Consider the following 25,239-nt stretch of genomic DNA (forward strand, 5'->3'; position numbering starts at 1 on the left):
ATGTCGCACAGGATTTCCATTGCCGTAAGATCCGGGGTTTTTGCGCAAGGAGGGCGGCGCAAATGTCGATAAGCATGAAGGTCACGGGCCTGAAGGAAATCGAGAAGGCGCTGGCGGACCTGCCGCGCAGCACATCGAAAGGCGTCGCGCGTCGGGTGATGAAGAAAGAGCTTCAACCTGTCGCAGACATGGCTAATGCGCTTTGGCCTGGAGCCGATGACGATGTTTTTCAGGTGACCCACAAGGTCTCACGCTCGCAGCCGCAGCCGCCATCCGGCCGGTCGGTTGTCAATATGGTTGTCGGCGCCCCAAGCGGACGCGACGGCAAACCGCACGCGCACCTGTTGGAGTGGGGCACCGGCCCTCGATACCACGAAAGCGGGAAATACACCGGCTCAGTCTCGCCGCAGCCGATGCTTACTCCCGCATGGGATGCCAACAAAGACAAGGTCTTGCGCGGGCTGGCCGAGAGGTTCCGCGAGGAAATCGCCAAGACGGTGGCGCGGCGGGCGAAACGGGCGGCGCGGCGCTGATGGAAAAATACCTTCAGGACCTTCTTTTGGCATCTGTGCCCTTCCCGGTGGCATGGGGGACTTTGGATAGCGGCGCAGGCGCCCCCTATGTCTCGATGCATCGCCTTTCCGGCCGGGCAGAATGGTCAATGGATGGACCCGGCCCGACGCAAGGCCGCATTCAGGTCGACGCGTTCGGCCGAACGTTTGCGGAGGCGCAAGGCGCGGCAGACGCGGTTCTGGCGCTGCTTGATGGCCACAGTGGCGGCCCTGTCCAGGGCATGTTTCTGGATGCGATCCGAGACGGTGCAGACGGCGCGCAGGGCACGAAGACCGTTCTGCTGCAGCGCATCTCCCTGATCTTCTCGATCACCTACGTCAAATAACCCGCCGGTCTACCGGCATATTCAAAGGAGGTTGCCATAATGGCGACAAAGCAACGTATCGTGCACGGCGCGGCATCCAAATGGGGCGATGCCTCGGCGGATCCGGTGGTCTATGCCGCGATCCCTGAGTGCAAGGCGCTCGTGGTGCCGGTCATCGAGCCGGAATGGATCGACGCGACGAGCCTCGACAGCTCCGGCGGCTTTCGTGAATACGTCAAGGGCCTGACGGACCCGGGCGAGATCGAAATTCCCTGCGGCTATACGTCGGCACTTTTCGCGACGGCGGACGGGTATCGCGAAGATGGCACCCTTCTGTCGATCGAAACCACGCTTCCGCTCGAGCGCGGCCAGACGACGCCCGACAAGTTCGTGTTCGAGGGCTATGTCACCCCTTCGATCCAAGGCGATGACGTGGGCGGCATCATCGGCCTGTCCCTCAAGATCCGGTGTACCGGTGCCTACACCTTCACGGCGGGCTCCTGATGATCAGCGGCGTCACGATTGAAGTCGCGGGCGAGACCGAAACCCTTCGCATGTCGACCCGCGCGATGATGGCGCTGGAAGACATTTTCGGGATGGGCATGATCGAGATCATGACCGGCTTCGAAAAAGGGTTCCGCGTCTCCGACATCGCCAAGATCATCGCGGAATGCGCCAACGATGGCGCGGGCGCCGACATCGCCCGCGCACAGGTCATCATCGACACGCTGGGCGCCATTTCGGCAAGCGAGGTCATCGGCCGCGTCGCCGAAGCCGCATTCCCGGAGGTGAAGAAGGGGGGAAACCCTCCGAAGGGCCGGACGCCGAAAGCGGCATAGACTGGCCCGAGCTATTCCGGGCGTGGTGCCTGTCTGGGCAGGCGCCCGGAGATTTCCAGCACGTCACCCTGCGCGAAATGCAGATCATCGCGGAATCTTCCGCGCTGCGCGACCTGCGGCTGGCGTGGCAGGCGGCGCAATACGCGCGCTTTGCTTACCACAAGCCCGGCGACATGCCGCCTGAACCAACGCTGGCGCCCAAGAGCGCCGAGGCACCAGTGAATACCCCTGTTGCGCTGGCCGAGATGCGCGGCTGGATGCAAGCGATGCACGCGAGGTCCCACCCAAATGGCGATTGAAATTGGCGTCCTGCGCGCCCTGCTGTCCTTGGACAGCGCGGCATTCGAGAGCGGGGTGAAGCGCGCGCAGGCAGGCATGAACGGCCTGCAGCGGTCCTTGGCGAGGACCGCTGACCGAATGAAAGAGGTCGGCCAGACGCTTTCGCTGCGGGTGACCGCCCCAATTGCGGGCGCCGGGGCGCTGATCCTGAAAACCGCTGGTGATTTTGAAGCCAGCATGAACCGGGTTCGGGCCGCCCTGGGGGCGTCCGATTCCGAGTTCAATGCATTGCGCGAGGCCGCCCGAAACATGGGTGCGACCACGCAATTCACTGCGGCGGAAGCGGCCGACGCCATCGAAATCCTTGCCAAGAACGGCTTGAGCGCCTCGGAGATTCTTGGGGGCGCGCTGAAATCGTCGCTGATGCTGGCCGCGTCGTCGTCGTCCGATCTTGCGTCTGCCGGTGACCTCGCGACCGATGTCATGCTGAACTTCGGAAAGCGCGCCGAGGATCTTGGCAAGGTGACGGACCTCGTGACCGGTGCCTTGCTGCAATCGAAATTCGGCTTTGACGATTACCGGCTGGCGCTCGGGCAGGCGGGCGGCGCGGTGGCTGGCGTTGGGGTCAGCTTCGAGGACTTCAATGCGGCCATTGCCGCGACCTCTTCCAGCTTTGCATCTGGCTCCGATGCGGGCACCAGCTTCAAGAACTTCGTTCAGCGCTTGGTCCCGGTGTCCTCCACGGCAGCGGCTGAAATTCAGAACCTCGGATTTCAGTTCTTCGACGCCGAGGGGAACATGCGATCCATGGCCGAGATCGCGCAGGAGCTTCAGGACAAGCTTTCCGGCCTGACAGAAGAACGGCGCATGGACGTGGTGACGACGATTTTCGGCACGGACTCCGGCCGGACGGCGCTGGCCCTGATGCGCGAAGGCGCGGACGGCATCAATGAGATGAAGGCGGCGATCGACAAGGCCTCGGCCACCGAGCAAGCGCAGGCCCGCATGAAGGGCCTGAATGGCGCCCTCCGGCGCCTGAGTTCATCGTTTCAGGAGCTGCAGCTGACAATCGCCGATACCGGCCTGTTGGATATGGTCACAGATCTGGTCGGCCGTTTCACGAATATGGTCGGGGCGCTGGGGCAGCTGGATCCGAAATTCGTTCGGATCGGCGTGGCCATTGCCGCGGCTGCTGCCGCTATCGGGCCGATGGCTATCGGCGCCGGGCTTCTGGCGACAGGTCTTGCTGCCCTTGCTACGCCAGTCGGGGCTATCGTCCTTGGCTTCGGCGCCATGGCTGGTGCAGCGGCCTATGCGGCGATTGAGTGGGAAAGTTTGACAAAGCGGTTTCCGAAAACCACAGGCGCGCTGAAAGAGATTGCAAAGTCGTTTGCAGATGCAATGCGCGAGGGGTCGAAAGGCTTCTGGGATGATGAGACCCGAGCCAAGAACCGCGAGAAAAATGAGCAGGTGATCGCCGAGATCCGGCAGTCGATTGTCGATGGCCTTGCCGGAGCGCGCGAGTGGTTCAACGGGCTCGATCAGGCAATCATGGGGGTCGCCCGCGATGTCGTGACGTCGGCCCGGGAAATCGGCAGCAGCATCCTTGAAGGCATCAAGGCTGGCATCCTTGAGGGATGGGAAGGCCTGAAGACCTGGTTTTCCGATCAGATCAAAACCATTTTCAGCGTGCCCGGTGCGTCCGAGGCCGGACGCCGTGCGGGCCAAGGCATCGCGGAAGACCTTGGCGCGGGCCTTGCCATCGGCATGTCCGGCGCGGGTGCCGACGCAGCCGCCGCCGCAAGGGACGCCGCGAATTACATCGAGGAAGCAATCCGCGACGAGTCCGAAACGCGCTCGCCTTCGCGCGCGTGGATGCGGATCGGCCGGGATTTGATGGATGGCCTCCGGGGCGGGATATCCGGAAACCTTCAGGCTGCGGCAGAGACTGCCAGGGCCGCTGGCGCTGCCGTTACCTCTGGTGTCGGCGGCGAAGTCCAATATGCAAGCGCCAGCTTCAAGAGCTTTTTCCGAGATGTCATAAAGGGGTCCGGAGATGCGGGCGACGCGATTTCGGCGCTGGCCGACCGGATGCTTGACGACCTTCTCGACCGCGCCCTCACGCCGATTTCAAATGCCTTTGGGTCAGTTTTCGAGGGGCTGTTTTCGGGGCTTTTCGCAACGGCGGGCGGCGGCACGGGGACAGTCAAGCCGGTTGCTGGCCTGATAGCTCAAGGAATCGCTGGCGCCCGTGCGTCCGGCGGCCCTGTCTCTGGCGGGAAATCCTACCTTGTCGGCGAGATGGGGCCGGAGATCTTCACCCCCAGAATGTCAGGCCAAATCATCCCCAACGGGGCGTTCAGCACCAATAGTGGCGGCGGCGGGTCTGTTCGAATGGGCGATATCTACGTCAGCGTGGGGCAGACCAATGCGGACCCGCGCCAGATCGCCGAAGCGGTGCGCCGGGTTGCCCGAGAGGAAGCGCAAATCGCGCAGGCCAGAACTGCGCGGGTCGGTAAGGTAAGAGGGCGAGGCCAATGACCGTCCCTGCCGCCGTCCAGGCCGCCACGCTCCGGCTGCGCAGGCTCACAAGCACCGTTCGCGTCCAGTCGCCCTACAGCTTCGCGCAGACCGCCTATGACTTCATGGGCGGCATGTGGGCGGCCGAGCTGACGCTGAAGCATCTGGACCGGCGTCAGAATGCCGAGGTCGAGGCATGGCTTGCCAGTCTCGACGGCGTGACCGGGACTTTCGAGATGGCCCCGCAGGACTATGACGGCCCCTATGGGGTGATGTCCGCCAACCCCACGGTGTCGAGTTCGACCGCGACCCGGGTAAAAGAGCTCTGGATCGTCGTCCCGGTCGGCAGCGCGGCCGTGGTCGGTGATTACCTGACCATCGGCGGGCACCTGCATATCGTGACCAGCGCCGGGACTGTGACGGTCGCGCAGACGCAAAAGATCGGGGTCTGGCCGAGGCTCAGGGAGGCCGCGATCCTGGGCGAGACGGTCGAGATGCTGGCGCCCTACGGCACCTGGGCGCTGGCCGGACCCGAGACCGAATACGAGGTGGACGGCGATCACCGCCGTACCCGCACGCTTTCGTTGATCGAGGCTCTGTGATGGACGCGAGCGGAGATCGGACCCTCGGCCTGCTGGTGCGCTGCCGGTTCGACACCGGCGATGTTGCCATGTTCACTGGCTACGGCAGCGTCACCTGGGACGGCGTGACCTATGTCGGGGCCGGGCAGGCGCTGTCCATCGGCGAGGCGAGCGTCACAAGCGAGGACGATATTCCCGGCATGTCGATCACGCTGTCCGGGCTCGATCCGGAGGTGATCGCGCTGGCCGAGCTGGAAGAGTTCCAGCGCCGCCGGGTCACGGTCCTGCTCGGGCTCTTCGACGGCGAGGGCCAGATCGAGACGGCGGATGTGCTCTGGGAGGGCATCGCCGACACCATGGAAAGCGACGACAGCCCGGACGCCGCGACGACGACGCTGGGCATGGAGCCGCGCAGCATGGAGCTGGGGCGCAAGTACCCCTTCTATTACCTGCCCGAGGATCAGCAGCGCCGCTTTCCCGGCGACCGCTTCTTCGACCTCGTGCAGGCCATCCAGAACCGGGAAGACACATGGGGGCGGCCATGAGGGGCGAAGGCTGGGAATTGCGACTGGCAGCCGAGATCCGGGATTGGGAGGGCCGCGCCTTCGAATGGGGCACGGCCGATTGTCTGGGCTTCTGCCGGGCCGTCGCGCGCGCCATGACGGGCGCCGATCCGATCCCGGACCTGCCAGCCTACGGATCGGAATACACGGCCGCCAAGGTGCTGGTCGAGCTGGGCCACCGATCCGTTGAGGATCTGGTCGACGCGCATCTGCCGCGCGTGGCCGTCGCCCGGGCCCGGCGGGGCGATTGGGTGATGACGGCGGCCGAAGGGGCGATGCCCGGCGCCATGGGCGTGGTGACCGGGCGCTATGCCCTGCACCTGGGCGCCGCCGGGCTGGTGCGCCGTCCGGTCCTGACAGCGGAGGCCGCGTGGTGCGTCGACTGATCCTCTGCACGACCGCGCTGATCGCGCTGGCCGGACCCGCCTGCGCCATGCCGCCCGTCGTGGCGGCGCTTGGTGCGGCGGCTGGCGGCTGGATGGCGGGCCTGACCGCGACCGCGATCCTCGGGCAGGCCGCCCTGGCCTTCGCGCTGACCGGCATCCAGATGGCGATGCAGAAAAAGCCGAAGGTCAGCACCCGCGACGAGATCACGCTGAACAAGATCCAGCCGGTCACCACCGGGCTGATCCTTTACGGCGAGCGCACCCTTGGCGGGTCCATCATCGCGCGCTCGACGACGACATTCGGCGGCAAGCCGCATTTCCGTTACCACAGCGCCATGCCGCTTGCCTGTCACGAGATCGACGGCGCGGTCGAGGTCTGGCTGGGCGAGACGAAGGTCTGGACCGAGGCGCAATACACCGCAGACGCAGCCGCAGGCACGGGAAACCCCTACTATTGGGGCCAGATCGACAGCGACTACAAAGGGCGCTTCTATCTCAAGGTCTACAATGGGTCCGACGATCAGGTCGCGGACGCGGAATACGTTGCTGCGGCCTCGGAGTGGACGGCCGATCACCGGGGCCGTGGCGTTGCGTGGGTCTATTTTGCGGCGAACTACGACCGCGACATCTTCCCCAGCGGGGCGCCGCAGATCCGGGTCCGCGCCCGCGGCAAGCGCGTCTTCGACCCGCGCGACGGCCAGACCCGCTACAGCACCAACCCGGCGCTGTGCCTGCGCGATTACATGCTGACCCCGCAGCTTCGGGGCGGGCCGGGCTGGACCGAGGAGGATATCGACCTCGATGCGCTGATCGCGCTGGCGAATGTCAGCGAGGAACAGGTCACGCTCGCTGACGACTCGAGCGAGGACCGCTATGCCTTCAACGGCGTGCTCGACACCGAGGCGACGGCCGCCGAAAACCTCGACGTGCTCTCGTCCGCCTGGGGTGGCTGGTGGTCCTATGACCGCGGCAAGCTCGCTGTCGGCGGGGCCGCTTGGGAAGAGCCCGCGTTCACGGTCACCGAGGACATGCTTGTCGCCGGGATCAGGGTCACGGCGCGGCGCCCCTTCGAGGAACAGTTCAACACCGTCAAAGCGCAATACGCCGACCCCGCGCACGAACATGTCGTCACAGATCTGCCGGTGCTTGACAGCGAGACCTACCGCGCCGCCGACAATGGCGAAACGCTGGTGATGGATATGGGCGAGCTGCCGGGCGAGACCGGGTTTGCCCGGGGCCAGCGGCTGATGAAGCTGGCGCTTTTGAAGGCGCGACGGCAGAAACAGGTAGTGCTGCCCTGTTCGCTGGCGGCCTGGGGCGTGCGGCTCGGCGATAATATCCGCGTGACGATCCCGCGCCGAGGCTGGACCGACAAGCAGTTCGAGGTGCTGGCGCGCACCGTTGCGATTGGCCCAGACGGCGTGTCGGTCACGCTGACCTGCATCGAGACCGGTCCCGCAATCTTCGACTGGCGCACCTCCGAAGAGACGCCGAAGCCTGCGGGCGGCATCCCCACCCTGCCGTCGCCGACCGCCAAGCCAGTGGTCTCGGCGCCGACGATGAGCGAGGAGCTTTACGAGACGCGCGGCGGCGGCGGGGTCAAGACCCGGGTGCGGCTGGCGGCCATGACCGACAACCCCTTTATCGACGCCTGGCAGTTCTCCTGGAGGCCGATCACCGATGCCGAGGCGACGGTGCGCGGCATCACGGACGTGGCCGAGGATCTGATCGACGACATGGCCCCCGGCACCTATGTCTTCGGCGCGCGCGGGCGCAACGTCCGTGGCATGTGGTCGGATTGGGCCTATTCCGGCGCTTCGGCCGTGCTGGGCGAGAACGCACCGCCGGTCGCGATCACCGGGCTTTCGGGCCAGTCCGCTGGCGGCGCGGTGGCGATGCTGCGCTGGGACCGGCACCCGTCGCTCGACGTGCAGCAGGGTGGCCGGATCGAGTTCAGGCACTCGGCCGAACTGGTCGGCGCCACCTGGCAAAGCTCTGTCGTGATCGGCAAGGCGGTCTCGGGCGGTGTCACCGAGGCGACCCTGCCTCTGAAGACTGGAAGCTATCTCGCCCGCCCCTATGATGCAAAGGACAACCCCGGTCCGGTGACTTCGGTGTCGCTGCGCGCCGCCTCGCTGGTGCCGATGACCGAGGTCGCCTCCCGGATCGAGGCGCCGGGCTTTACCGGGACCAAGGCGGATTGCTTCGCGACCGGCGGCGTCCTGTCGACAGATGAGGGCGCGACCTCCGCGCTCTATTACTTCTCGTCCCTCATCAACCTCGGAACATCCGGGCCGGTGCGGCTGGTCAGCGATGTCGAGGTGCTGATCGAGGAGCGGCAGGATCTGATGTTCGGCCCCGGCACGGCCGCCTTCTGGACCCCGCCTGATGGGCTATTCTGGCAGGGCGGGGCCGATGCCTATGGCGATCTCGACACCCAAGTCCGGCTTTATGACGACGGCACCGCGACTTGGGGGCCTTGGCAAAGCTTCGATGCGGCCGAGTTCGACGGCCGTCTCTTCCAGTTCCGCGCGGCCCTGAGCGTCGAAAGCGAGGACTATGCGCTGCGCGTCACCCGCCTGTCCGTCTTCACCTACCGCGCGACCTAACCCAAGAGGAGCCCATGACACAGGCCACCTATGTTCCGAACATCACCCACACCAAGGCTCAGGCCTTCGCCTTTTTTCAGGGCGTGATGGCAGCCACAGCGTCGAACAATGCCGGAGCAACTGCGCCGACAGAGACATGGCCCAACATGTTCTGGGCCGATACCACCGCAAAAGCGCTCAAAATGCGCAACGAGGCCAACAGCGCGTGGATCACGCTGGGCAGCTATGCGACGGGCGGCTTCACCCCGGAGGGCGTGGCGCAGCTGACCGCCGCCCAAGCGGGCGATCCGCTGTCGACGGTCTTCGGCATGGTCTCCGGTCAGGTGCTGTCAGCGTCTGTCGGCGGCGATATCGAACGCCTTGCCGAAGGTGCGGACGGCGCGCCTGTCGTCGCCACCGGCTGGCACCCCTACAACAAGATCACCGTTGGGGATAGTGCAACAGGGCTTTTCTGGAGCCGTGCCACGAGTGGAGCCACGACGACCATCACGACGCCTGATTTTGAAGACGGCTACGAATACACAGTGCGCTTGATGGACCTGGCCCCGCCCGCCAGCGTCGTTTTTGGGCTCTATTACCAGATTTTTGACGCTGTTTCAAATTCATACGGACCCGTGACCACGTTGATGGAGGAGGTAAGTGTCGTCAGCAACATGATGCACGGGCTCGGCTTTACAAGGCTCCCCCGGGTGCACTCTAGTGGGGGCGTCAGGCACGTCAGATACACCCTACGTGGCGGCCCTTCAGGTAGCCCGTTATCGATAAACACTGGCACTGCGCACCTTTACCGCCGCCGCGAATACATCACCGGCTGATCGGATGCTTGACGCAACCGACAACGCGCTCCGCACCCTGCTGGCGCTTCTGGGCGGGCTGGTGCTGGTCTGGCTCAGGACCGATGGCATGGCTGCGGGGTTGGTGGCACGGATTGGAAGGCAGTCATGATCGAAGCAAATTGCCTCCACCGCCAGATCTACGGCCCGCCGGAAAGCGAGAGCCTGCGCAAGCACGGCGGCCAGCAGCGCCTGATGGGCGCGGTTTTCATCGGGATCGGGCTGGCCTTCATCATCGGCGGGCTGGCGTCCACCGCCGACGTGATGGCGCCAGAGCTTTACGGCGACCGGATCACCCGGTGGCCCGCCGAAGCATGGGGCGCGGTGGTGGCTGTCTCGGCTGCGCTGTACCGCCTTGGCATCGCGATCAACGGGCGCTGGCGCTGGTCCCCGGCGATCCGCACCGCTGGGGCCGCCGCGCAGGTTTCAATCACGCTGGCGATCATCGTCGGGTGCTGGGGGACGCCGTTCGGCCTGCCCTGGGCGCTGGCTGCGGCGCCGCTCTGTGTCGCGTGGGTCTGGTGTTTCTGGCTGGCTCTGGGCGACCTCAGCCGCGCGGTCTGGGGGTATGACGATGACTGATCCGGTGACCGAGGTAATCCAGGAGGCGCACCGGATCGGGGGCGTCCAAGGCATGGTGCTGGCCGCGTTCACCGCCCTTGGCACGGTCGCCGCAGCCTATCTGCGGTGGGGGCCGCGCCCGTCGCGCGATCACGCCGAGAGCGCCATCGCCGCCAGCCTCGCCCGGATCGAGAGGACCGGGGAAGAGACCAGCAAGAAGGTCGACAAGCTGCGCGAAGAGCTTGCCGATACACGCGAGCGCGTGGCCCGGCTGGAAGGCCGCGCCGAGCGCTGAACACCCCCTGACATAGCCCAAGGAGGGCAATCCAAATGAAACTCGTGCCCAACTGGCGCGCGGTGCTGCGCCGTGCGTGGTCGGTGTGGATTCTGGCCGCCATGGTCATCCTGTCCGGCCTCGAGGCCGCCGCTTCGCTGGTCTCGGCCGACATGCTGGGGCTCTCGCCCGAGGTCTATGCATCGGCCGTGGGGCTGCTGTCCGCCGCCGCGATGCTGGCCCGTGTCATCGCCCAGACCGGACTTGGGGAGGACGACGAATGATCCGCCGCATCCTCGCTGCCCTGCGCCCGAAGCGCGCTCCGTCGCGCAAGCAAGCGGCCGGTGGTGCCGCCGCCGCCGTGATCGCCGCTGCTGTGGCCGTCATCGCGCCTTGGGAAGGCCTGCGCACCGCGTCCTATCAGGATATCGTGGGCGTCTGGACGATCTGCTACGGCGAGACCCTGGGCGTCGGCCCGGGCCAGACCGCGACGCCCGAGGAATGCCGTACCAAGCTGGCCGACCGCGTGGCGCAGTTCGAGGCCGAGATCCGCCCGTGCCTGCCCGAGGCCCTGTCGGTCGAGACCCGCGCGGCGTTTGTGTCGGCGGCGTACAACATCGGATCGGGCGCTTTTTGCCGGTCCTCGATGTCCCGCCGGGCCCTCGCGGGCGATCTGCCCGGCGCCTGCGATGCGCTCACGATGTGGAACAAGGCGGGAGGCAAGGTCGTGCCGGGCCTCGTCAACCGCCGGGCTGCGGAGCGCGCGCTGTGCTTGCGGGGGCTTGAGTGATGGTCGGCATAGCTTTGCGCATCAGCGCGGTCTTGTTGGCGGTCGTTCTGGCGGCTGGGCTTGTCTCATGCATCGCAATTTTGGTTCTCAATGCGCTGGCGATTATCGGAATGCTATCAGCGAAAATCCTTGTGATGCTGGGCATCTGGTGATGCTGGCCCTTCGCTACTGGCGCCAGATCCTCGCAGCCCTGCTGCTGGCCGGGGCCGCTGGCGCTGGCTGGTGGGTGCAGGGCCTGCGCCACGATCTGGCCGAGGCTCGCGCCGCTGTGCGGGGCCATGAAGAGGCGGCGCGCGTCCATCGCGAGGCGCTAAAGAAGCTGGCTGCCATCGAGGCAGACCGCGACCGGCTGGCCGAAATCGTCACCAATCTTGGAGAAGACGCAGATGCGCCCTTGGCTGATAGCGTGCGCGGTGCTGCTGGCCGGGTGTGGCAGTAGTTCTCTGGTGATACCGCCGGATCTGCTGGAGCCTGAGCCGGGTTGGGAAGGCGCCGCCCCGGTGACGGAGCGGCAATTGCTGGCGGCTGGGCTTGCCGAGAGGACCGGGCGGCTCAGGGCGAACGCGAAGCTCGCGGCCGTGGCCGATATAGCGGCTCAGGTGCGGCGATAGAGCCGTCAGTTGGTGGCTGTCTCGTCCTGCTCCCAACAGTCCAAGTCGTCATCGGCCAGCGCGCTCGGGTCGCCCATGATCTCTTCATGGCCGAACGGCACGCCGAGGCTGCGGACGTAATCCAGCGCGTGGTCGGTGGCTTCGCGTTCTGTCAGGCCGCGGCATCTGTACATGTAGCGTCTCGCCATTCCCATGATAAAGTCTTTCATCCTGACCCCGTCGCATTCGGCGAGTGGGGCACGCCACACGATGTCTTGCCGATAAGGGAGCCCAGCGCCCGGAACTAGACCTAGAGGGGCTTCAGCAAGCCCATATCTGTGCGGTCTTTCTCCGACTTTCCTCCAGCATTGCCCGCAGATCCAGACGTCAAGAATGTAGTCGCCTGGGTGTTCGTGGGTGCAATTCGATTTCGGCATCATCTGATCTTCCCTGGGCGGCGCCGATTGTCCCCGCGTCTTTCGGAACGGCAGCCCAAGGCGCTCGCAAATCCGGCGCAGTGACTTCGCTGCCCCTCGGCGGTGGCGTGGCGGCATCTTGCCCATTCTTAGGCCCTCCTTGGCCTGCCCTGTGGGATCGGGGTCAGTTGGACTGGTCGGCGGGGCGCTTCATCCTCTTGATGTTCCCCGCTCGGGATTTCGCGTGATCGAGCGCGCTGCGACAGCGCATGACCTCGCCATCCGCGATTGCGGTCAGATATGCATGGGCTTCGTCCCATGTGTCGTGAAAGGTCGCGCTCTGCGCGATCTTCGGGCGACGGCGCCCGGAGATCCACACGCTGGACTCGGTTTCCTTATCCACCTCGACAGCGCGGATTTCGTCGCGCCAGCTATGTTCGGCCATATATTTCAACATCTGTGGTGCCTCCGGGGTTAGCTGGACTTTGGGTAAACGTATCGCGAATGGGCGGCGAAGCCTTCGTGGAGCCCCATTTCGCGGATCGCCTTGCTCAGAGCCATGTAGCAACCCGGCGGGCCGCCGTGGCTGCTATAGCGCCACGCTCTGGGCGTAATGTCGCCAGGGAAGACCTGCCTTGCGAGCGCGTGGTATTCGGTCTTCCCGCTCGCCAGCACCTCCTCGATCCGACTCTTGATCGGATGCTCCCGAGAGAACCGCCGCGCCTCGCGCTCGCAAGTGCCGCAGTATCCGCAGGGCCTGTTTGAGCGTTCGCATGGTTTGCGCGTGAAGTGGCGGAATGACATTCGACCTCCTAGGCGGTGTTAGCTGGACTGGGGCCGCAGGGCGGTTGCCGCAGGCGGTATGGTTTCAATGTGCAGGCCGAACGGAAGCCGACCACGCAGCCCCCAGATGTGGAACATGTCGGCCTCATCGACCACCTGATCGCGAGGCGGGTAGACCTCGACCGCCGTGGCCTCGGGCCCGGCCAGTTCATCCTTGATGCGCTGCATCTCGGGCCATGTCGGGCGCTGGCCTGACAGGCTGCTGACGGCAAGGTGCCTGACGCCAACCTCTGCTTGCCTGTCGAGGACGCTGAAAACCTTGTTGCGGTGCGCGGTCGTAATAAATGCCGCCCATCCGCTACCGGCTTGGCCGGGCATTAAGGCCAGCGTTTCCCAATCACCCCAATCTCCGCTGCGCCTGCGCTTCCTCTCGCGGGCCAGAAGGGCCGCTTGGTCCTTCTTCGATAGGCCCTGCATCGTTCTGTTCATGGTGCCTCCGGGTTCAGTTTGATTCTGGTTTGCGGGGATCGTCCTCGGCATGCCCTGTGGGGCGTTGGGGTTAGCTGGACAGGCCAAGCGACTTGCGTATCGCCCGCTGTTCACGGGCCTCGCGCTCTACTGCATCCGCGTCCATCTTCCGGCGCTCATCCAGCCGCTTAAGAATGGTCTCGACCTGATAGGCGGTGCCGTGATCGCCAGCCGCGGTCAGCTCGCGCTGCGCCTTGCGCAGGTTCTCCGCCGCCGACTTTCGGATCTTGCGAATGCTCTCCGGGCTTGCTTTCAGCTTCATGGTGTCTCCGAAGTTAGCTGGCCTTCGTAGCCAGCAGGGTTTCCAGTTCCGAGATCCGCTCGCGCAGGCGCTTGTTCTCGCGCCACATTCTGGCCTGTTCTTCCAGGCGATGATCGCGGACCTCCCTCAGCCGCAGGACTTGAGCCTCGGCCTCTGCCCGCCCGCGTTCTGCCGCCTCGATCCGGCTCTCCGGCACATTGCAGGTGCACTCCGCCGGGCCGCCTATTGCCGCCCCGCAGCACATCGGGATCAGGATCTCGGCGCCGTCGTCGTCGCGCAGCCAGTAGCAACTGGTGGGGGTGGAAGCGTCATCCATGGGTCACCACGCGGGATGACCGCAAAGAAACCGCAAAGAAACTACGGCTGCGAAATCGCGCGAAACAGGACGAAATGTGGGGCAAATAGGGGGTATCGTGCGAACATATCGCCTGAATATGTCTTCGGGAGGCAGGGGCCGGAGGTTCGAATCCTCTCACTCCGACCAAGTTAAATCAATCGGTTAAGGCCAATTCCAGATCCACAGAAACGAGTGGAAACTCGTGAGGCCTCACAGATTTGCGCCAAAGATGGCCGCAAATCCCGGATTCTCTCCAAAGACATCAGGCCCGCGCACAAGCGGATGGCGCGGGTTCTCGGCTAGCCGAGCGCGGAATGAGGGCGCTCGGTGTTGTAATGCTGGCGCCAGCATTCGATTTCGTCGCGAGCATGGCGCCGCGAGCGGAACCAGTGCAGATTCAGGCATTCGTCGCGCAGCTTGCCGATGAACGACCCGACGAAGGCGTTCTGGACTGGTTTGCCCGGCTCGATGAAGCGGAGGCGCATGCCGGGCCTTCTTTTCCGGCAGCTTCACCTCTGGCGCGCGCATCAGGTACCCCTTGGCAACCTGTTCCTGGTCCGACGGCGGCTGATGGCGAGAGGACGAGTCCGCCCGAAATCTGCAAAACCGCCAACACGGCGGGCCAAGACATCGCGAAATGGTCCGTGAAAGACCCGAGCCACGGTCCCCGCAGCGATCAAGCCGCCATCTCGGCGCAGCCGAACCCGCAGATCAGACGCTCCCTTTGTGGGCAAAGGCGGACGAGGTTGAGAACGAGTTGGCCGAACTGGCAGAGGCGAGGATCGAACGCCTCCTTCGAGGCAAGGGCCACTCAGCTGAGCGCCGCGAAACCGTGTAACCTGGCCACTTTCGGCTTGAAGCCGTGACGCCGAAACGGTAGTCAGGTTGACGCTGCGGGTGTAGCTCAATGGTAGAGCATTTGCTTCCCAAGCAAGTGACGAGGGTTCGATTCCCTTCACCCGCTCCATTAAATCCGAAAATCAAGCTGCCACGTTAATCCCAACCTCTTGAAACCAAAGGGATGGACGGACGCCATGCGCGAGGCGGCGCAGACTTTCGCATTTTCTGCCCACGTTTTTGCCGGTGTTTTTGCCCGTGTTTCGCGCTTGCCCACCATGATCCGATCTGCAGGACAATGCCTGCAGGCGCAGATCAAGGCAGACCCGGCATGGAAATCGTCCAGCGCGGCAAGAAGGGGACCTACTACCTTCGGAAGGAGGTCCCCAAGAGGGTCCGCGACGGCGACGTCGAGGGCCGCCGGGAGATCTACATATCCCTCGGCACGGACAGCCTCGCCGAAGCGAAACAATAGGCCAGCCGCATCTGGGACATGCAGATTGGTGCATGGGAAGCCAGGCTGGCCGGGGATACCTCCGACGCCGAAGCGCGGTTCGATGCGGCACGAAACCTCGCAAAGCAGAAGGGTTTCAGGTACATACCGGTCGAGCGCGTCGCCTCCCTGCCGCTGACAGAGCGTCTGGAGCGAGTCGATGCGATCAGCAATCGCCGCGGTCAGCCGGACATGATCGAGGCTCGCGCCTTGCTCGGCGCCGTCGAGCGTCCCTCCATCACCGTCAGCCGCGCTCTGGAACTCTACTGGACGCTCGCGGCCGACGTGGCTCATGGAAAGAACGCCAATCAGATGCGGATCTGGCGGAACGGCAGAAAGAAACCGGTTGCCAGCTTTATCGAGCATATCGGCGACCTCCCACTCTCCCAGATCACCCAGGACGACAGGCTCGACTGGCGCCAGGCCCTCTGGGAGCGCGTCGAGGCCGGGCAGTATTCAACGAACGCCGCAAACAAGGACATCGGCGCCTTCTGCAGGATCGTCCGCACTATCAACGAGAAGAAGCGCCTCGGGCTGACACTGCCTTTCTCCGGTCTTTCCCTCAAGGATAGACGGGTTTGCCGTCCTCATGCTCCTTGAGGGTTTCTTCGACTTCCTCGACGATCTCGTCAGCCTTTCTGATGCCGCCGAATGCGCGGCTGCAGCACGTCGGGAAGATGCGCCGCCGACAGGTCATGGTCAGGCGCGAAGCTGCGACATCGCGCAGCGAATGGCCATGACCGGGTCTCGATAGTGGTCCTGCAGAACCATACCGTCCAGGAGACCGGCTGCCGGTGCGCTCAGACCGGTCGGGCATCGCTTTGCCGGTGCCGTCTCGTCCGTTGTCCAGGACGATTCCCTTCCGCAGCCCGGTTGCCGGCGCGAACGCGCCGAGGACTATTGGCGCGGTGCGGGCGGTGCTGCGGAACGATTGCGCGGCCGGGATCGAGGCGTTCGCGGTCAACGTTCTCGACCGGCGCGGGTCGCCGACCGTCCGGGCAATGACGAGGCCATGGCATTGGCCTGAGGCCCGGGTTGTGCGTCACCGCGCAGAGGGGTGTTCCCGCCGCAGCCTCTTGCCTGGTGGCCGGGGATGCCTAGGTGCGCCTTGCAGCTTTCGCATGCCAAAGGACGTTTTCCATGACCGAGCCCAAGCTCTTCACCCCCTTCGCCGCGGGCGACATCGCGCTGGCGAACCGCGTCGTGATGGCGCCGCTGACCCGAAACCGCGCCGAACATGACACGCTGGCCCCAACCGACCTGCATGTCACCTATTACACCCAGCGCGCCGGCGCCGGGCTGATCGTGACCGAAGGCGCGCAGATCTCGCCCGAGGGGCAGGGCTATCTCGACACGCCCGGCATCTATTCGGACCTGCAGGTCGAACGCTGGCGCAAGGTGACCGATGCCGTGCATGCGGCGGGCGGGCGCATCGCGATCCAGCTCTGGCATGTCGGGCGGGTATCGCATGTCTCGCTTCTGCCGGGCGGTCAGGCCCCGGTTGCGCCCTCGGCGATCCCGGCCGAGGAGGTCAAGACCTTTACCGCCGAGGGCTTTGCTCCGGTCTCGGCACCGCGCGCGCTGGAGACGGACGAGATCGCCCGCGTTCTTGGCGACTACCGCAAGGCCGCCGCGAATGCGATGGCGGCGGGGTTTGACGGGGTCGAGATCCACGGCGCCAACGGCTATCTGATCGACCAGTTCCTGCGCGACGGCACCAATCATCGGACCGATGCCTATGGCGGCTCGATCGAGAACCGCTGCCGGTTCCTGTTCGAGGTGGTCGAGGCGGTCGCGGACGAGATCGGCGCGGGCCGGACCGGGCTGCGGCTGAGCCCGTTCTCGAACGCCAACGGCATCGCTGACAGCGACCCGTTCGCGCTGTTCTCGCAGGCGATTTCGGGCCTGAACCGCTTTGGCCTGGCCTTCCTGCACATGGTCGAGGGCCAGACCGGCGGCCCGCGCGACTGGCCCGAGGGGCGCGGCATCCCGGAATTGCGGGCGCTGTTCGACGGCCCCTATATCGCCAATAACGGCTATGACCGGGCCTCGGCGCTGGCGGCGGTCGAAAGCGGGGCGGCCGACATGGTGGCGTTCGGGCGGCCCTTCATCTCGAACCCCGATCTGGTCGAGCGTCTGCGGCGCGATGCCGTTCTGGCAGAGCCCGACCGGAACACGATGTATGGCGGCGGGGCCCATGGCCTGACCGACTATCCCACGCTCGCTCCGGCCGAAACCGCCTGAGGGGGCCCGGCCGGGCCTGCCGGGGCGCCCCGCAAGAGGCGCCCCGCGTCGGTTCGCAAAGGGTCGCTCAGGCCGCGGCGCGGCGGCGGCGCAGCATCGCGAGCCCGCCCAGGCCCGCCAGCATGAGCGGCAGGGTCGCCGGAACCGGCACTTCCGCGGCCTCGTAGCGGTCCAGCACCTCGACGCCCCGCAGGCTGTAATCGGTGAAGAACCCGTCCATCCCGGCTTCGATCCAGGGCAGGAACATGTCCCAGGCGGCCTCGTCCGAGGTCGGACGGAAGGTCCAGCCATGGACGGTCAGGCCCAGCGCATGGGCGGCGGCGATGAAGTCGGCGCTGAGCGCGCCGCTGAGGCTCAGCCCCAGACCGTCGGCGAAGGTCGCGAGGTCTTCCAGCGAAGTGGTGGTGCCGGTGGTCGCGTCATAGACACCGAAGCCGTCGCCCAGCTGCCGAGCATAGCCCAGGGCCGCGATGGCGTTGTCCATGCCCATCTCGACCTGCAGATCGGCCAGCTGGCGCGCGCCCTCATGGCTGAAGGTCTGGATGAAGGTGTTCTGCACCGACCCGTCGAAGCCGTTGGCCTTCATTTCCTGAAGGATCTGCTGGTTCATCGCCAGGCTGTTGGGGGTCTTGGCCTCGGGATAGATCCCGATTTCCTTGCCGGTCGTGGCGTTGTAGGCGCTGACCAGATCCATGACTTCCTGGAAGGTCGGCACCTTGTAGGGGGCGGCCATCGAGGGGGTGAAGCCGTCATAGCTGGTCGAGGCGGTGGCGCCAGTGGGCTCGACGGTAAGGGTCTTGATCTCGGCCAGCGTGAAATCCGACACCCGGTAACCGCCGTTGCGGGGCGCGAACAGCGCCTCGATGTTGGTGGTGCGGTTCAGCGTCGAATCGTGCATCGCGACCAGCTCGCCATCTGCGGTCGTCTGCAGATCGGGCTCGATCACGTCGGCGCCCATCTGCAACGCCAGTTCGTAGCCGCCCAGCGTGTGCTCGGGCAGATAACCGCTGGCGCCGCGGTGGGCGATGATCAGCGGGGCTTCGCCGCTGAGCGTGTTGTAAAGGGTGGCGGCATGGGCGGGCGCCATCGAGATCAGGCCCAGGGCAATCGCCCCAAGAGTGCGTTTCATGAGAAAAATCCTGTCAGTCCCGTGGTGGAAGTATGGCCAAAAAAAGGCCATGCGACGGTCGATAGGCAGGACATGAGACGGTTCGATGACGTCTGCGCGACAGGCGCGTGAATGCCGGTGGCAAAGCCCGCCAGACGTTTCGAAAAGCCGGTGCAGCCTGTCGGCCGCCGGGCGGCGATGACAAAGGAAGAGGCAAGCCGCTGATTTTCCCAGCGAATCGCCGCCGCAACCTGGCGGAGATCGGGCCAATGGCCGCTCTTGTCACGGCTGTGATGGGACCAATCCGGCGGCTGGGGCGCCCCCGTTCAGGGGTCGCGTCACGCGTCCGAGGGAGTGGCCCGGGCGGGCAGGATCACGCCGCCGATGCCGGCACAGGCGGCCGGGTCGCCGCCGCAGCAGTCCTCCAGCAGAAAGCGCACGATGTCGTTCACTGCGGCGAGGTTCGCGGCATAGAGGATCTGGCGGTGGCGGCGTTCGGCGTTCAGCAGCCCGGCGCGCTTGAGGCTGGCCAGATGGCTCGACAGGGTCGAGGGCGGGGCGCCCAGGCGGCGGGCGATTTCCAGCGCGGGCAGGCCTCCGGGACCCTGCCTGACCAGCAGGCGAAAGACCGACAGGCGGGTCTCATGGGCAAGGGCAGCGAAGGCGTCCTTGGCGGTTATCTGATCCATATTTCGGTCCTACTCGAAATGACGATGCTTGACCAGACCCGGCCGCGCGGCTATGAAACGATAATTCGAGAATTTACGAAATGAGGCTGACATGACCGCCGCGCCCTCCTCCGCCGAGCCCGGACCCCTTGGCCGGTTCGAACGCTATCTGACGCTTTGGGTCGCTGCCGCCATCTGTGTCGGGCTGGTGCTGGGCCTGGTTGCGCCGGGGCTGGTGCAGGGCATCGCTGCGGCCGAGGTCGCCTCGATCAACCTCGTGGTGGCGGTGCTGATCTGGGCCATGGTCTATCCGATGATGGTTGGGGTCGATCTGGGCGCGGTGCGGGACGTGGCGCGGGCGCCCCGGGGGCTGTTCATCACGCTGACGATCAACTGGCTGGTCAAGCCCTTCACCATGGCGGCGCTGGCGGTGCTGTTCTTCGAGCATGTCTTCGCCCCCTGGATCGCCCCCGCAGATGCGGCGCAATACACTGCCGGGCTGATCCTGCTGGGGGCCGCGCCCTGCACGGCGATGGTCTTCGTCTGGTCGCAGCTGACCCGGGGCGATTCCACCTACACGCTGGTTCAGGTCTCGGTGAACGACCTGATCATGGTGGTGGCCTTCGCGCCCATCGTGGCCTTTCTGATGGGCGTGTCCGAGATCGCCGTGCCCTGGGAAACGCTGCTGCTGGCCACGCTGCTTTATGTCGTGATCCCGCTGGCCGCGGGGCTGCTGACCCGGCGCCTGCTGGGCAGCCCGGCCGCCATCGCGGGCTTTTCCGCCCGCGTCAAGCCGGTCTCGACGGTCGGGCTGATCGCGACCGTGGCGATCCTCTTCGGGATGCAAAGCGACCGCATCCTGACCCAGCCCGGCGCCATCGCGCTGATCGCGGTGCCGATCCTGATCCAGAGCTACGGGATCTTCGCGCTGGCCTACGGGGCGGCCTGGGCGCTGAAGGTGCCGCACCGGATCGCCGCGCCCTGCGCGATGATCGGCACCTCGAACTTCTTCGAACTGGCGGTCGCGGTGGCGATCAGCCTCTTCGGGCTCAATTCCGGGGCGGCGATGGCGACGGTCGTCGGCGTGCTGGTCGAGGTGCCGGTGATGCTGTCGCTGGTGGCCTTCGCGAACCGGACCCGGGCGCGCTTTGCCGGAGACCTCGCATGATCGTCATTCACCACAATCCCGACTGCGGCACCTCGCGCAATGTGCTCGGGATCATCCGCCGGTCGGGGACCGAGCCGGTTGTCATCGACTATCTGGCCGAGGGCTGGACCCGGCCGCAGCTGCTGGCGCTGTTCGCGGCCGCCGGTCTGACACCGCGCGCGGCGCTGCGCCGGACCAAATCGCCCGCGGCCGAGCTTGGGCTATTGGGTGAGGACGTGCCGGACGACGCCTTGCTGGACGCGATGATCGCGCATCCGGTTCTGGTCAACCGGCCCATCGTGGCCAGCCCCAGGGGCGTGCGGCTCTGCCGTCCGTCCGAGACGGTGCTCGATCTGCTCGACCGGTTGCCGCCCGGGCCGCTTTACAAGGAGGACGGGCAGATGATCCTGACGGCCTCGGGCGCGCGCGTGGCGCCGCCCGGCGACGCGGTCTGACCCTTCGGCGGCCCGGGTTTGACAGACTCGCCCGGCTTTGCGATACCTCGTCCCACGTCAGGGGAGTCCCGCTAAGGGGACTGAGAGGCTGACAGGGGGAAACCCCGGTGACGCGACCCTTCGAACCTGACCCAGTTGAGACTGGCGTAGGAAGACCGAGGGGCATGCCGCAAGATCCCGCCCCCCGGGCCGCAAGGCCCCCCGGACCGTCAAGGTCGTTCGGGCCAACGGCCCCGCTTTCTGCCTCATCATCCGTCTGGGTCTCGTCAGGTCAACTGAGGAGACGAAGATGAACAGACCCGACACCGTTCCGCAGATCACGCTGGGGCCGCTGCCCGCCTCGGAAAAGCTTTACCTGTGCGGCGAGATCCACCCGATCCGGGTGCCGCTGCGCCGGATCGCGACCGGCGAGGGGGCGGTGACGGTCTATGACAGCTCGGGCCCCTATACCGACCCCGGGGCGCGGATCGACATCGCCGCAGGGCTTGCGCCGGTGCGGATCCCCTTCGCGCGCGACCGCGGTGAGGCCGAGACCTATCCGGCCCGCGACGTGACCGCCGCCGACAATGGCTTTGCCGAAGGCGCGCGGCTCGTGCCGGCCTTTCCGCGGCGGCCCGAGCCGCTTCGGGCGACGGCTGGGCGGGCGATCACCCAGCTGGCCTATGCAAGGGCCGGGATCGTCACCCCCGAGATGGAATTCGCCGCGATCCGCGAGAACGAGGGCCGCAGCGCGGCCCAGCCCCGCGACGGCGAGCCCTTCGGCGCCGAGATCCCCGATCTGGTGACGCCCGAATTCGTCCGCGCCGAGATCGCTGCGGGCCGGGCGATCATCCCGGCCAATATCAACCATCCCGAACTTGAACCCATGGTGATCGGCCGCGCCTTCAAGGTGAAGGTCAATGCCAATATCGGCAATTCGGCCATCACCTCCTCGATGGAGAAAGAGGTCGAGAAGATGGTCTGGGCGATCCGCTGGGGCGCCAATACGGTGATGGACCTCTCGACCGGCCGCAACATCCACAACATCCGCGACTGGATCCTCCGGAACGCGCCCGTGCCCATCGGCACCGTGCCGCTTTACCAGGCGCTGGAGAAGGTCGGCGGCGTGGCCGAGGATCTCAGCTGGGAGGTCTACCGCGACACGCTGATCGAGCAGGCCGAGCAGGGGGTCGATTACTTCACCATCCATGCCGGGCTGAGACGCGGGATGATCGGGCTGACGGCCCGGCGCGTGACCGGCATCGTCAGCCGGGGCGGCTCGATCATGGCCAAGTGGTGCCTGCATCACGGCCGCGAGTCCTTCCTCTACGAGCGTTTCGAGGAGATCTGCGACATCTGCCGCGCCTATGACGTCTCGTTCAGTCTGGGCGACGGGCTCAGGCCAGGCTCGATCGCCGATGCCAATGACGAGGCGCAATTCGCCGAGCTGCGGACCTTGGGCGAGCTGGCGCAGGTCGCCTGGGCCAGGGACTGTCAGGTGATGATCGAGGGGCCGGGCCATGTGCCGATGCACAAGATCAAGGCCAATATGGACGAGCAGCTGAAGCATTGCCACGAGGCGCCGTTCTACACGCTCGGGCCGCTCACGACCGACATCGCGCCGGGCTATGACCATATCACCTCGGCCATCGGCGCCGCGATGATCGGTTGGTTCGGCACCGCGATGCTGTGCTACGTCACGCCCAAGGAGCATCTGGGCCTGCCCGACCGCGACGACGTCAAGACCGGGGTCGTGACCTACAAGCTGGCCGCCCATGCCGCCGATCTGGCCAAGGGGCATCCGGGCGCGCAGGCGCGGGACGATGCGCTCAGCCGGGCGCGCTTTGCCTTCCGCTGGGAGGATCAGTTCAATCTGGGGCTCGACCCGGACACGGCGCGCGCCTTCCATGACGAGACCATGCCCAAGGCCGCCCACAAGGAGGCGCAGTTCTGTTCGATGTGCGGACCGAAATTCTGTTCGATGAAGATCAGCCAGGACATCCGCGACGCGGCCGAAGCCGAGGCCGGAACCTGCCCCAACGGGCTGACCCCTGCCGAATAGCGCCGGCGGACGTATCGAAGACGGGGGCCGGACCATGCCGGCCCCCGCCTGCTGCCCCTTGGGGGCCTAGCTCTGGCTGCGGTATTCGCCCTGCCGTTCCAGCATCCAGCCGGGATATTCGGCCGGAAGGCGGGTCACCGCATCGAGGCGGGCCAGCTCGTCGGCGCTCAGCTCGACCTTGGTCGCGCCGATATTGTCGGTCAGCTGGTCCGCGCGCTTGGCGCCGATGATGACCGAGGTCACCACCTCCTGATGCAGAAGCCAGGCCAGCGCGATCTGCGCCACGCTGCACCCGCGCGCCTCGGCCATGCCGCGCATCGCCTCGATGGCGTCATGGGCGCGGTCCTTGTCGATGGGCGGGAAGTCGAAGCTGGCGCGCCGCCCGTCCGCGGCCTTGCCCTCGCGGTCGTACTTGCCCGACAGGAACCCGCCCGCCAGCGGGCTCCAGACCATCAGCCCGATGCCGGTTTCCTTCAGCATCGGCACGATCTCGCGTTCCAGATCGCGCCCGGCCAGGGTGTAATAGGCCTGAAGCGACAGGATCGGGGCCAGCCGCCGCGCCTCGGCGATGCCGACCGCGCGGACGATCTGCCAGGCGGCCCAGTTCGACAGGCCCAGATAGCGCACATGACCCTGCCGCACGAGCGTATCGAGCGCCTCCAGCGTCTCGACGATGGGCGTCGCCGGATCGAAGCCGTGGATCTGGTAAAGGTCGATGTGATCAAGCTGCAACCGCGCGAGGCTGGCCTTGCACTGGTCCATGATGTGATAGCGCGAGGCGCCGCGCGCGTTCACGCCCGCGCCCATCGGGCCCAGAACCTTGGTCGCGATCACCACATCTTCGCGCGGCACGGCGAGGTTCTTCAGCGACTGGCCCAGAAGCCGCTCGCTTTCGCCGCCCGCATAGACATTGGCGGTGTCGATGAAGTTGATCCCGGCCTCGAGCGCGCTGCCCACGAGGCCGTCCACCTCGGCCTGGCCCAGCTGGCCGATCTGGCCCCACATGCCTTCGGAGCCGCCGAAGGTCATGGTGCCGAGGCAGAGTTCCGACACGAAAAGGCCGCTTGGGCCAAGACGACGATAGCGCATGTTGCTTTCCTTTCCTGACTGGGGGCCCGAGCGCGGCGAGGGGCGCCCGCTCCGGCCTCTGTCCCGAAATGGGCCCGGGCCGGGTCCCTCGCCACGCCGATCCTCTCGCAAACTTGCACGATTCTCTCATCCCGCCGCCGATTGACTTTGGAGAGCGCCGCCGACCGGGCTAGAGTGGGCGTATGACCAACCGACTTTCCGGCCTCAGGGCCAAGCTCGTTTCGTTGTGGGAGGCGCATGGGCGCGAGCCCCCGGTTCCGGGGCTGAGGCTGTCTTATGCCGAAAGACCGTCGGGCCTCTTTCACGGGGTGTACCGGCCCTCGCTTTGCGCGGTGTTGCAGGGCGCCAAGATCAGCCGTCTGGGCGACCGGGTGTTCCGCTACGATGCGGGCAAATGCCTGATCGCCTCGCTCGACGTGCCGATCCGGGCCGAGATCGTCGGCGCGGCGCCCGAGACCCCCTATCTGGCGCTGGCGCTGGAGATCGACCCGGCCGTGGTGGCCGAACTGATGCTGGGCCAGCGCCCGACGGGCGATCCGCCAATTGGTGCTGCCATCGAGGTGCATGATCTAGGCGAGGCGCTGATCGACCCGCTCGACCGGCTTCTATCGGTCGCCGCCCGGCCGCAGGACATCCCTGTGCTTGCGCCGATGATCCGGCGCGAAATCGTCTGGCAGTTGCTGAACGGGCCTCAGGGCGCGCGGCTGCGGCAGATCGGGATGGCCGACAGCCGTCTGGCCCGGATCGGCCGCGCCATCGGCTGGATCCGCGAGAACTATGCCGAGACGCTGCGGGTCGGGCATCTGGCGGCGCTGGCCGGGATGAGCCCGGCCACCTTCCATCGCCACTTCAAGGAGGCGACGGCGATGACGCCTGTGCAGTTCCAGAAAAGCCTGCGGTTGCAGGAGGCGCGGCGGCTTCTGTTGACCCGGTCCGGCGATGTCGCGGGCATCGGCTATCGCATCGGCTATGACAGCCCGTCGCAATTCAGCCGCGAATACCGCCGCCATTTCGGCGAGCCGCCCGGACGCGACGCGGTCGAACTGCGCCGGAGCCTGGCCGAAACCGGCGGCTGAGCGGGTCCGGGTCGACCTTCTGCCGCCGGGCGAAAAACGCAGCGCGGGCGGCC

At 66.1% G+C, this 25,239-nt stretch carries 34 protein-coding genes, 1 tRNA gene, 1 pseudogene and 1 riboswitch; of the genes and pseudogenes, 26 read left to right on the forward strand and 10 right to left on the reverse strand.

The window, feature by feature from the left end; all coding sequences use genetic code 11:
• Positions 1-74 precede the first annotated feature (74 nt).
• From DSD19_RS06275 to DSD19_RS06350, 18 genes are all read left to right on the forward strand, one after another.
• Positions 75-533 (forward strand): HK97-gp10 family putative phage morphogenesis protein, encoded by a 459-nt coding sequence (locus DSD19_RS06275; protein WP_243627756.1) that lies wholly within the window; start codon positions 75-77, stop codon positions 531-533.
• Positions 533-898 (forward strand): DUF3168 domain-containing protein, encoded by a 366-nt coding sequence (locus DSD19_RS06280; protein ID WP_165828065.1) that lies wholly within the window; start codon positions 533-535, stop codon positions 896-898. Before DSD19_RS06275 ends, DSD19_RS06280 begins: the two co-directional genes overlap by 1 nt.
• Before the next feature lie 39 nt (positions 899-937).
• Entirely contained in the window at positions 938-1,381 is a 444-nt protein-coding gene (locus DSD19_RS06285) for a hypothetical protein (protein ID WP_113668958.1), read from the forward strand.
• Positions 1,381-1,716, forward strand: a complete 336-nt coding sequence (locus tag DSD19_RS06290; protein ID WP_113668959.1) for a GTA-gp10 family protein — start codon at positions 1,381-1,383, stop codon at positions 1,714-1,716. The genes DSD19_RS06285 and DSD19_RS06290 overlap by 1 nt, the downstream gene beginning before the upstream one ends.
• 77 nt (positions 1,717-1,793) lie before the next feature.
• A complete protein-coding gene (locus DSD19_RS06295) occupies positions 1,794-2,015 on the forward strand; it encodes a hypothetical protein (RefSeq protein WP_113668960.1) in 222 nt (73 codons plus the stop codon).
• Complete coding sequence (locus DSD19_RS06300) at positions 2,005-4,536, forward strand: phage tail tape measure protein (RefSeq protein WP_113668961.1); 2,532 nt, start codon at positions 2,005-2,007, stop codon at positions 4,534-4,536. Before DSD19_RS06295 ends, DSD19_RS06300 begins: the two co-directional genes overlap by 11 nt.
• The gene (locus DSD19_RS06305) at positions 4,533-5,117 is read left to right on the forward strand and encodes a hypothetical protein (protein ID WP_113668962.1); all 585 of its coding nucleotides are present in this window, start codon (positions 4,533-4,535) and stop codon (positions 5,115-5,117) included. The genes DSD19_RS06300 and DSD19_RS06305 overlap by 4 nt, the downstream gene beginning before the upstream one ends.
• Complete coding sequence (locus tag DSD19_RS06310) at positions 5,117-5,641, forward strand: hypothetical protein (RefSeq protein WP_113668963.1); 525 nt, start codon at positions 5,117-5,119, stop codon at positions 5,639-5,641. Before DSD19_RS06305 ends, DSD19_RS06310 begins: the two co-directional genes overlap by 1 nt.
• Positions 5,638-6,045 (forward strand): hypothetical protein, encoded by a 408-nt coding sequence (locus tag DSD19_RS06315; RefSeq protein ID WP_133260374.1) that lies wholly within the window; start codon positions 5,638-5,640, stop codon positions 6,043-6,045. The genes DSD19_RS06310 and DSD19_RS06315 overlap by 4 nt, the downstream gene beginning before the upstream one ends.
• On the forward strand, positions 6,033-8,654 hold the full coding sequence (locus tag DSD19_RS06320) for a hypothetical protein (protein WP_133260375.1): 2,622 nt from the start codon (positions 6,033-6,035) through the stop codon (positions 8,652-8,654). The genes DSD19_RS06315 and DSD19_RS06320 overlap by 13 nt, the downstream gene beginning before the upstream one ends.
• A 14-nt stretch (positions 8,655-8,668) precedes the next feature.
• A complete protein-coding gene (locus DSD19_RS06325; protein ID WP_113668966.1) occupies positions 8,669-9,469 on the forward strand; it encodes a hypothetical protein in 801 nt (266 codons plus the stop codon).
• Positions 9,470-9,473: 4 nt separating this feature from the next.
• Positions 9,474-9,599, forward strand: a complete 126-nt coding sequence (locus DSD19_RS22555) for a hypothetical protein (protein WP_256359737.1) — start codon at positions 9,474-9,476, stop codon at positions 9,597-9,599.
• Positions 9,596-10,069: a hypothetical protein gene (locus DSD19_RS06330; RefSeq protein WP_113668967.1), complete on the forward strand. Its 474-nt coding sequence runs from the start codon at positions 9,596-9,598 to the stop codon at positions 10,067-10,069. Before DSD19_RS22555 ends, DSD19_RS06330 begins: the two co-directional genes overlap by 4 nt.
• On the forward strand, positions 10,062-10,343 hold the full coding sequence (locus tag DSD19_RS06335) for a hypothetical protein (RefSeq protein ID WP_133260376.1): 282 nt from the start codon (positions 10,062-10,064) through the stop codon (positions 10,341-10,343). The genes DSD19_RS06330 and DSD19_RS06335 overlap by 8 nt, the downstream gene beginning before the upstream one ends.
• Before the next feature lie 35 nt (positions 10,344-10,378).
• Entirely contained in the window at positions 10,379-10,606 is a 228-nt protein-coding gene (locus DSD19_RS06340; RefSeq protein WP_113668968.1) for a hypothetical protein, read from the forward strand.
• Complete coding sequence (locus DSD19_RS06345) at positions 10,603-11,112, forward strand: lysozyme (protein WP_113668969.1); 510 nt, start codon at positions 10,603-10,605, stop codon at positions 11,110-11,112. The genes DSD19_RS06340 and DSD19_RS06345 overlap by 4 nt, the downstream gene beginning before the upstream one ends.
• Positions 11,112-11,264, forward strand: a complete 153-nt coding sequence (locus DSD19_RS21705; protein ID WP_165828066.1) for a hypothetical protein — start codon at positions 11,112-11,114, stop codon at positions 11,262-11,264. The genes DSD19_RS06345 and DSD19_RS21705 overlap by 1 nt, the downstream gene beginning before the upstream one ends.
• Positions 11,264-11,551 carry a hypothetical protein gene (locus DSD19_RS06350; RefSeq protein ID WP_113668970.1) on the forward strand — a complete coding sequence of 96 codons (288 nt, stop codon included), beginning with the start codon at positions 11,264-11,266 and terminating at the stop codon, positions 11,549-11,551. Before DSD19_RS21705 ends, DSD19_RS06350 begins: the two co-directional genes overlap by 1 nt.
• Positions 11,552-11,728: 177 nt before the next feature.
• On the opposite strand, the gene DSD19_RS21710 is transcribed toward DSD19_RS06350, so the two are convergent.
• The 6 genes and pseudogenes from DSD19_RS21710 to DSD19_RS06380 all read right to left on the reverse strand — a co-directional run.
• Positions 11,729-11,896: a hypothetical protein gene (locus DSD19_RS21710; protein WP_165828067.1), complete on the reverse strand. Its 168-nt coding sequence runs from the start codon at positions 11,894-11,896 to the stop codon at positions 11,729-11,731.
• Positions 11,897-12,302: 406 nt separating this feature from the next.
• Positions 12,303-12,575 (reverse strand): hypothetical protein, encoded by a 273-nt coding sequence (locus DSD19_RS06360; protein ID WP_113668972.1) that lies wholly within the window; start codon positions 12,573-12,575, stop codon positions 12,303-12,305.
• A gap of 365 nt (positions 12,576-12,940) precedes the next feature.
• Complete coding sequence (locus DSD19_RS06365; protein ID WP_113668973.1) at positions 12,941-13,390, reverse strand: hypothetical protein; 450 nt, start codon at positions 13,388-13,390, stop codon at positions 12,941-12,943.
• Between the two features lie 70 nt (positions 13,391-13,460).
• Positions 13,461-13,691, reverse strand: coding sequence for a hypothetical protein (locus tag DSD19_RS06370; RefSeq protein WP_113668974.1), 231 nt, complete (start codon positions 13,689-13,691; stop codon positions 13,461-13,463).
• 13 nt (positions 13,692-13,704) lie between these two features.
• The gene (locus tag DSD19_RS06375; RefSeq protein WP_113668975.1) at positions 13,705-14,007 is read right to left on the reverse strand and encodes a hypothetical protein; all 303 of its coding nucleotides are present in this window, start codon (positions 14,005-14,007) and stop codon (positions 13,705-13,707) included.
• 320 nt (positions 14,008-14,327) lie between these two features.
• Positions 14,328-14,513, reverse strand: a pseudogene (locus tag DSD19_RS06380) (transposase); the annotation flags it as partial.
• Positions 14,514-14,921: 408 nt separating this feature from the next.
• Between DSD19_RS06380 and DSD19_RS06385 the strand changes: the two are divergent.
• From DSD19_RS06385 to DSD19_RS06390, 3 genes are all read left to right on the forward strand, one after another.
• A tRNA-Gly gene (locus DSD19_RS06385) sits at positions 14,922-14,995 on the forward strand.
• 201 nt (positions 14,996-15,196) lie between these two features.
• On the forward strand, positions 15,197-15,340 hold the full coding sequence (locus DSD19_RS21715) for a DUF6538 domain-containing protein (protein ID WP_165828068.1): 144 nt from the start codon (positions 15,197-15,199) through the stop codon (positions 15,338-15,340).
• Positions 15,341-15,358: 18 nt separating this feature from the next.
• Complete coding sequence (locus DSD19_RS06390; protein ID WP_113668977.1) at positions 15,359-15,958, forward strand: hypothetical protein; 600 nt, start codon at positions 15,359-15,361, stop codon at positions 15,956-15,958.
• Here the strand turns inward: DSD19_RS06390 and DSD19_RS21405 are convergent.
• Complete coding sequence (locus DSD19_RS21405) at positions 15,921-16,322, reverse strand: hypothetical protein (RefSeq protein ID WP_133260377.1); 402 nt, start codon at positions 16,320-16,322, stop codon at positions 15,921-15,923. The genes DSD19_RS06390 and DSD19_RS21405 overlap by 38 nt on opposite strands.
• Positions 16,323-16,498: 176 nt before the next feature.
• Here DSD19_RS21405 and DSD19_RS06395 point away from each other — a divergent pair, with 176 nt between their 5' ends.
• On the forward strand, positions 16,499-17,602 hold the full coding sequence (locus tag DSD19_RS06395; protein WP_113668978.1) for an alkene reductase: 1,104 nt from the start codon (positions 16,499-16,501) through the stop codon (positions 17,600-17,602).
• A 67-nt stretch (positions 17,603-17,669) separates the two neighbouring features.
• Here the strand turns inward: DSD19_RS06395 and DSD19_RS06400 are convergent, their stop codons facing one another.
• Complete coding sequence (locus DSD19_RS06400) at positions 17,670-18,731, reverse strand: glycerophosphodiester phosphodiesterase family protein (protein ID WP_075786884.1); 1,062 nt, start codon at positions 18,729-18,731, stop codon at positions 17,670-17,672.
• A 317-nt stretch (positions 18,732-19,048) separates the two neighbouring features.
• Complete coding sequence (locus DSD19_RS06405; protein WP_075786883.1) at positions 19,049-19,399, reverse strand: helix-turn-helix transcriptional regulator; 351 nt, start codon at positions 19,397-19,399, stop codon at positions 19,049-19,051.
• 91 nt (positions 19,400-19,490) lie between these two features.
• On the opposite strand from DSD19_RS06405, the gene arsB reads away from it, so the two are divergent.
• The 3 genes from arsB (at position 19,491) to thiC (ending at position 23,021) form a co-directional block, all read left to right on the forward strand.
• Positions 19,491-20,546, forward strand: a complete 1,056-nt coding sequence (arsB, locus tag DSD19_RS06410; RefSeq protein ID WP_113668979.1) for an ACR3 family arsenite efflux transporter — start codon at positions 19,491-19,493, stop codon at positions 20,544-20,546.
• On the forward strand, positions 20,543-20,980 hold the full coding sequence (locus DSD19_RS06415) for an arsenate reductase family protein (protein WP_113668980.1): 438 nt from the start codon (positions 20,543-20,545) through the stop codon (positions 20,978-20,980). The genes arsB and DSD19_RS06415 overlap by 4 nt, the downstream gene beginning before the upstream one ends.
• A gap of 49 nt (positions 20,981-21,029) precedes the next feature.
• Positions 21,030-21,150, forward strand: a riboswitch (TPP riboswitch).
• Between the two features lie 119 nt (positions 21,151-21,269).
• Positions 21,270-23,021, forward strand: coding sequence for a phosphomethylpyrimidine synthase ThiC (gene thiC / locus DSD19_RS06420; protein ID WP_113668981.1), 1,752 nt, complete (start codon positions 21,270-21,272; stop codon positions 23,019-23,021).
• A gap of 66 nt (positions 23,022-23,087) precedes the next feature.
• Here the strand turns inward: thiC and DSD19_RS06425 are convergent, their stop codons facing one another.
• On the reverse strand, positions 23,088-24,110 hold the full coding sequence (locus DSD19_RS06425) for an aldo/keto reductase (RefSeq protein WP_113668982.1): 1,023 nt from the start codon (positions 24,108-24,110) through the stop codon (positions 23,088-23,090).
• A 182-nt stretch (positions 24,111-24,292) separates the two neighbouring features.
• Between DSD19_RS06425 and DSD19_RS06430 the strand changes: the two genes are divergently transcribed.
• Entirely contained in the window at positions 24,293-25,186 is an 894-nt protein-coding gene (locus tag DSD19_RS06430; protein ID WP_113668983.1) for an AraC family transcriptional regulator, read from the forward strand.
• Positions 25,187-25,239: the final 53 nt, after the last annotated feature.

Origin of the sequence: Rhodovulum sp. BSW8 (assembly GCF_003314725.1) — a bacterium.
GTDB lineage: Bacteria > Pseudomonadota > Alphaproteobacteria > Rhodobacterales > Rhodobacteraceae > Rhodovulum > Rhodovulum visakhapatnamense.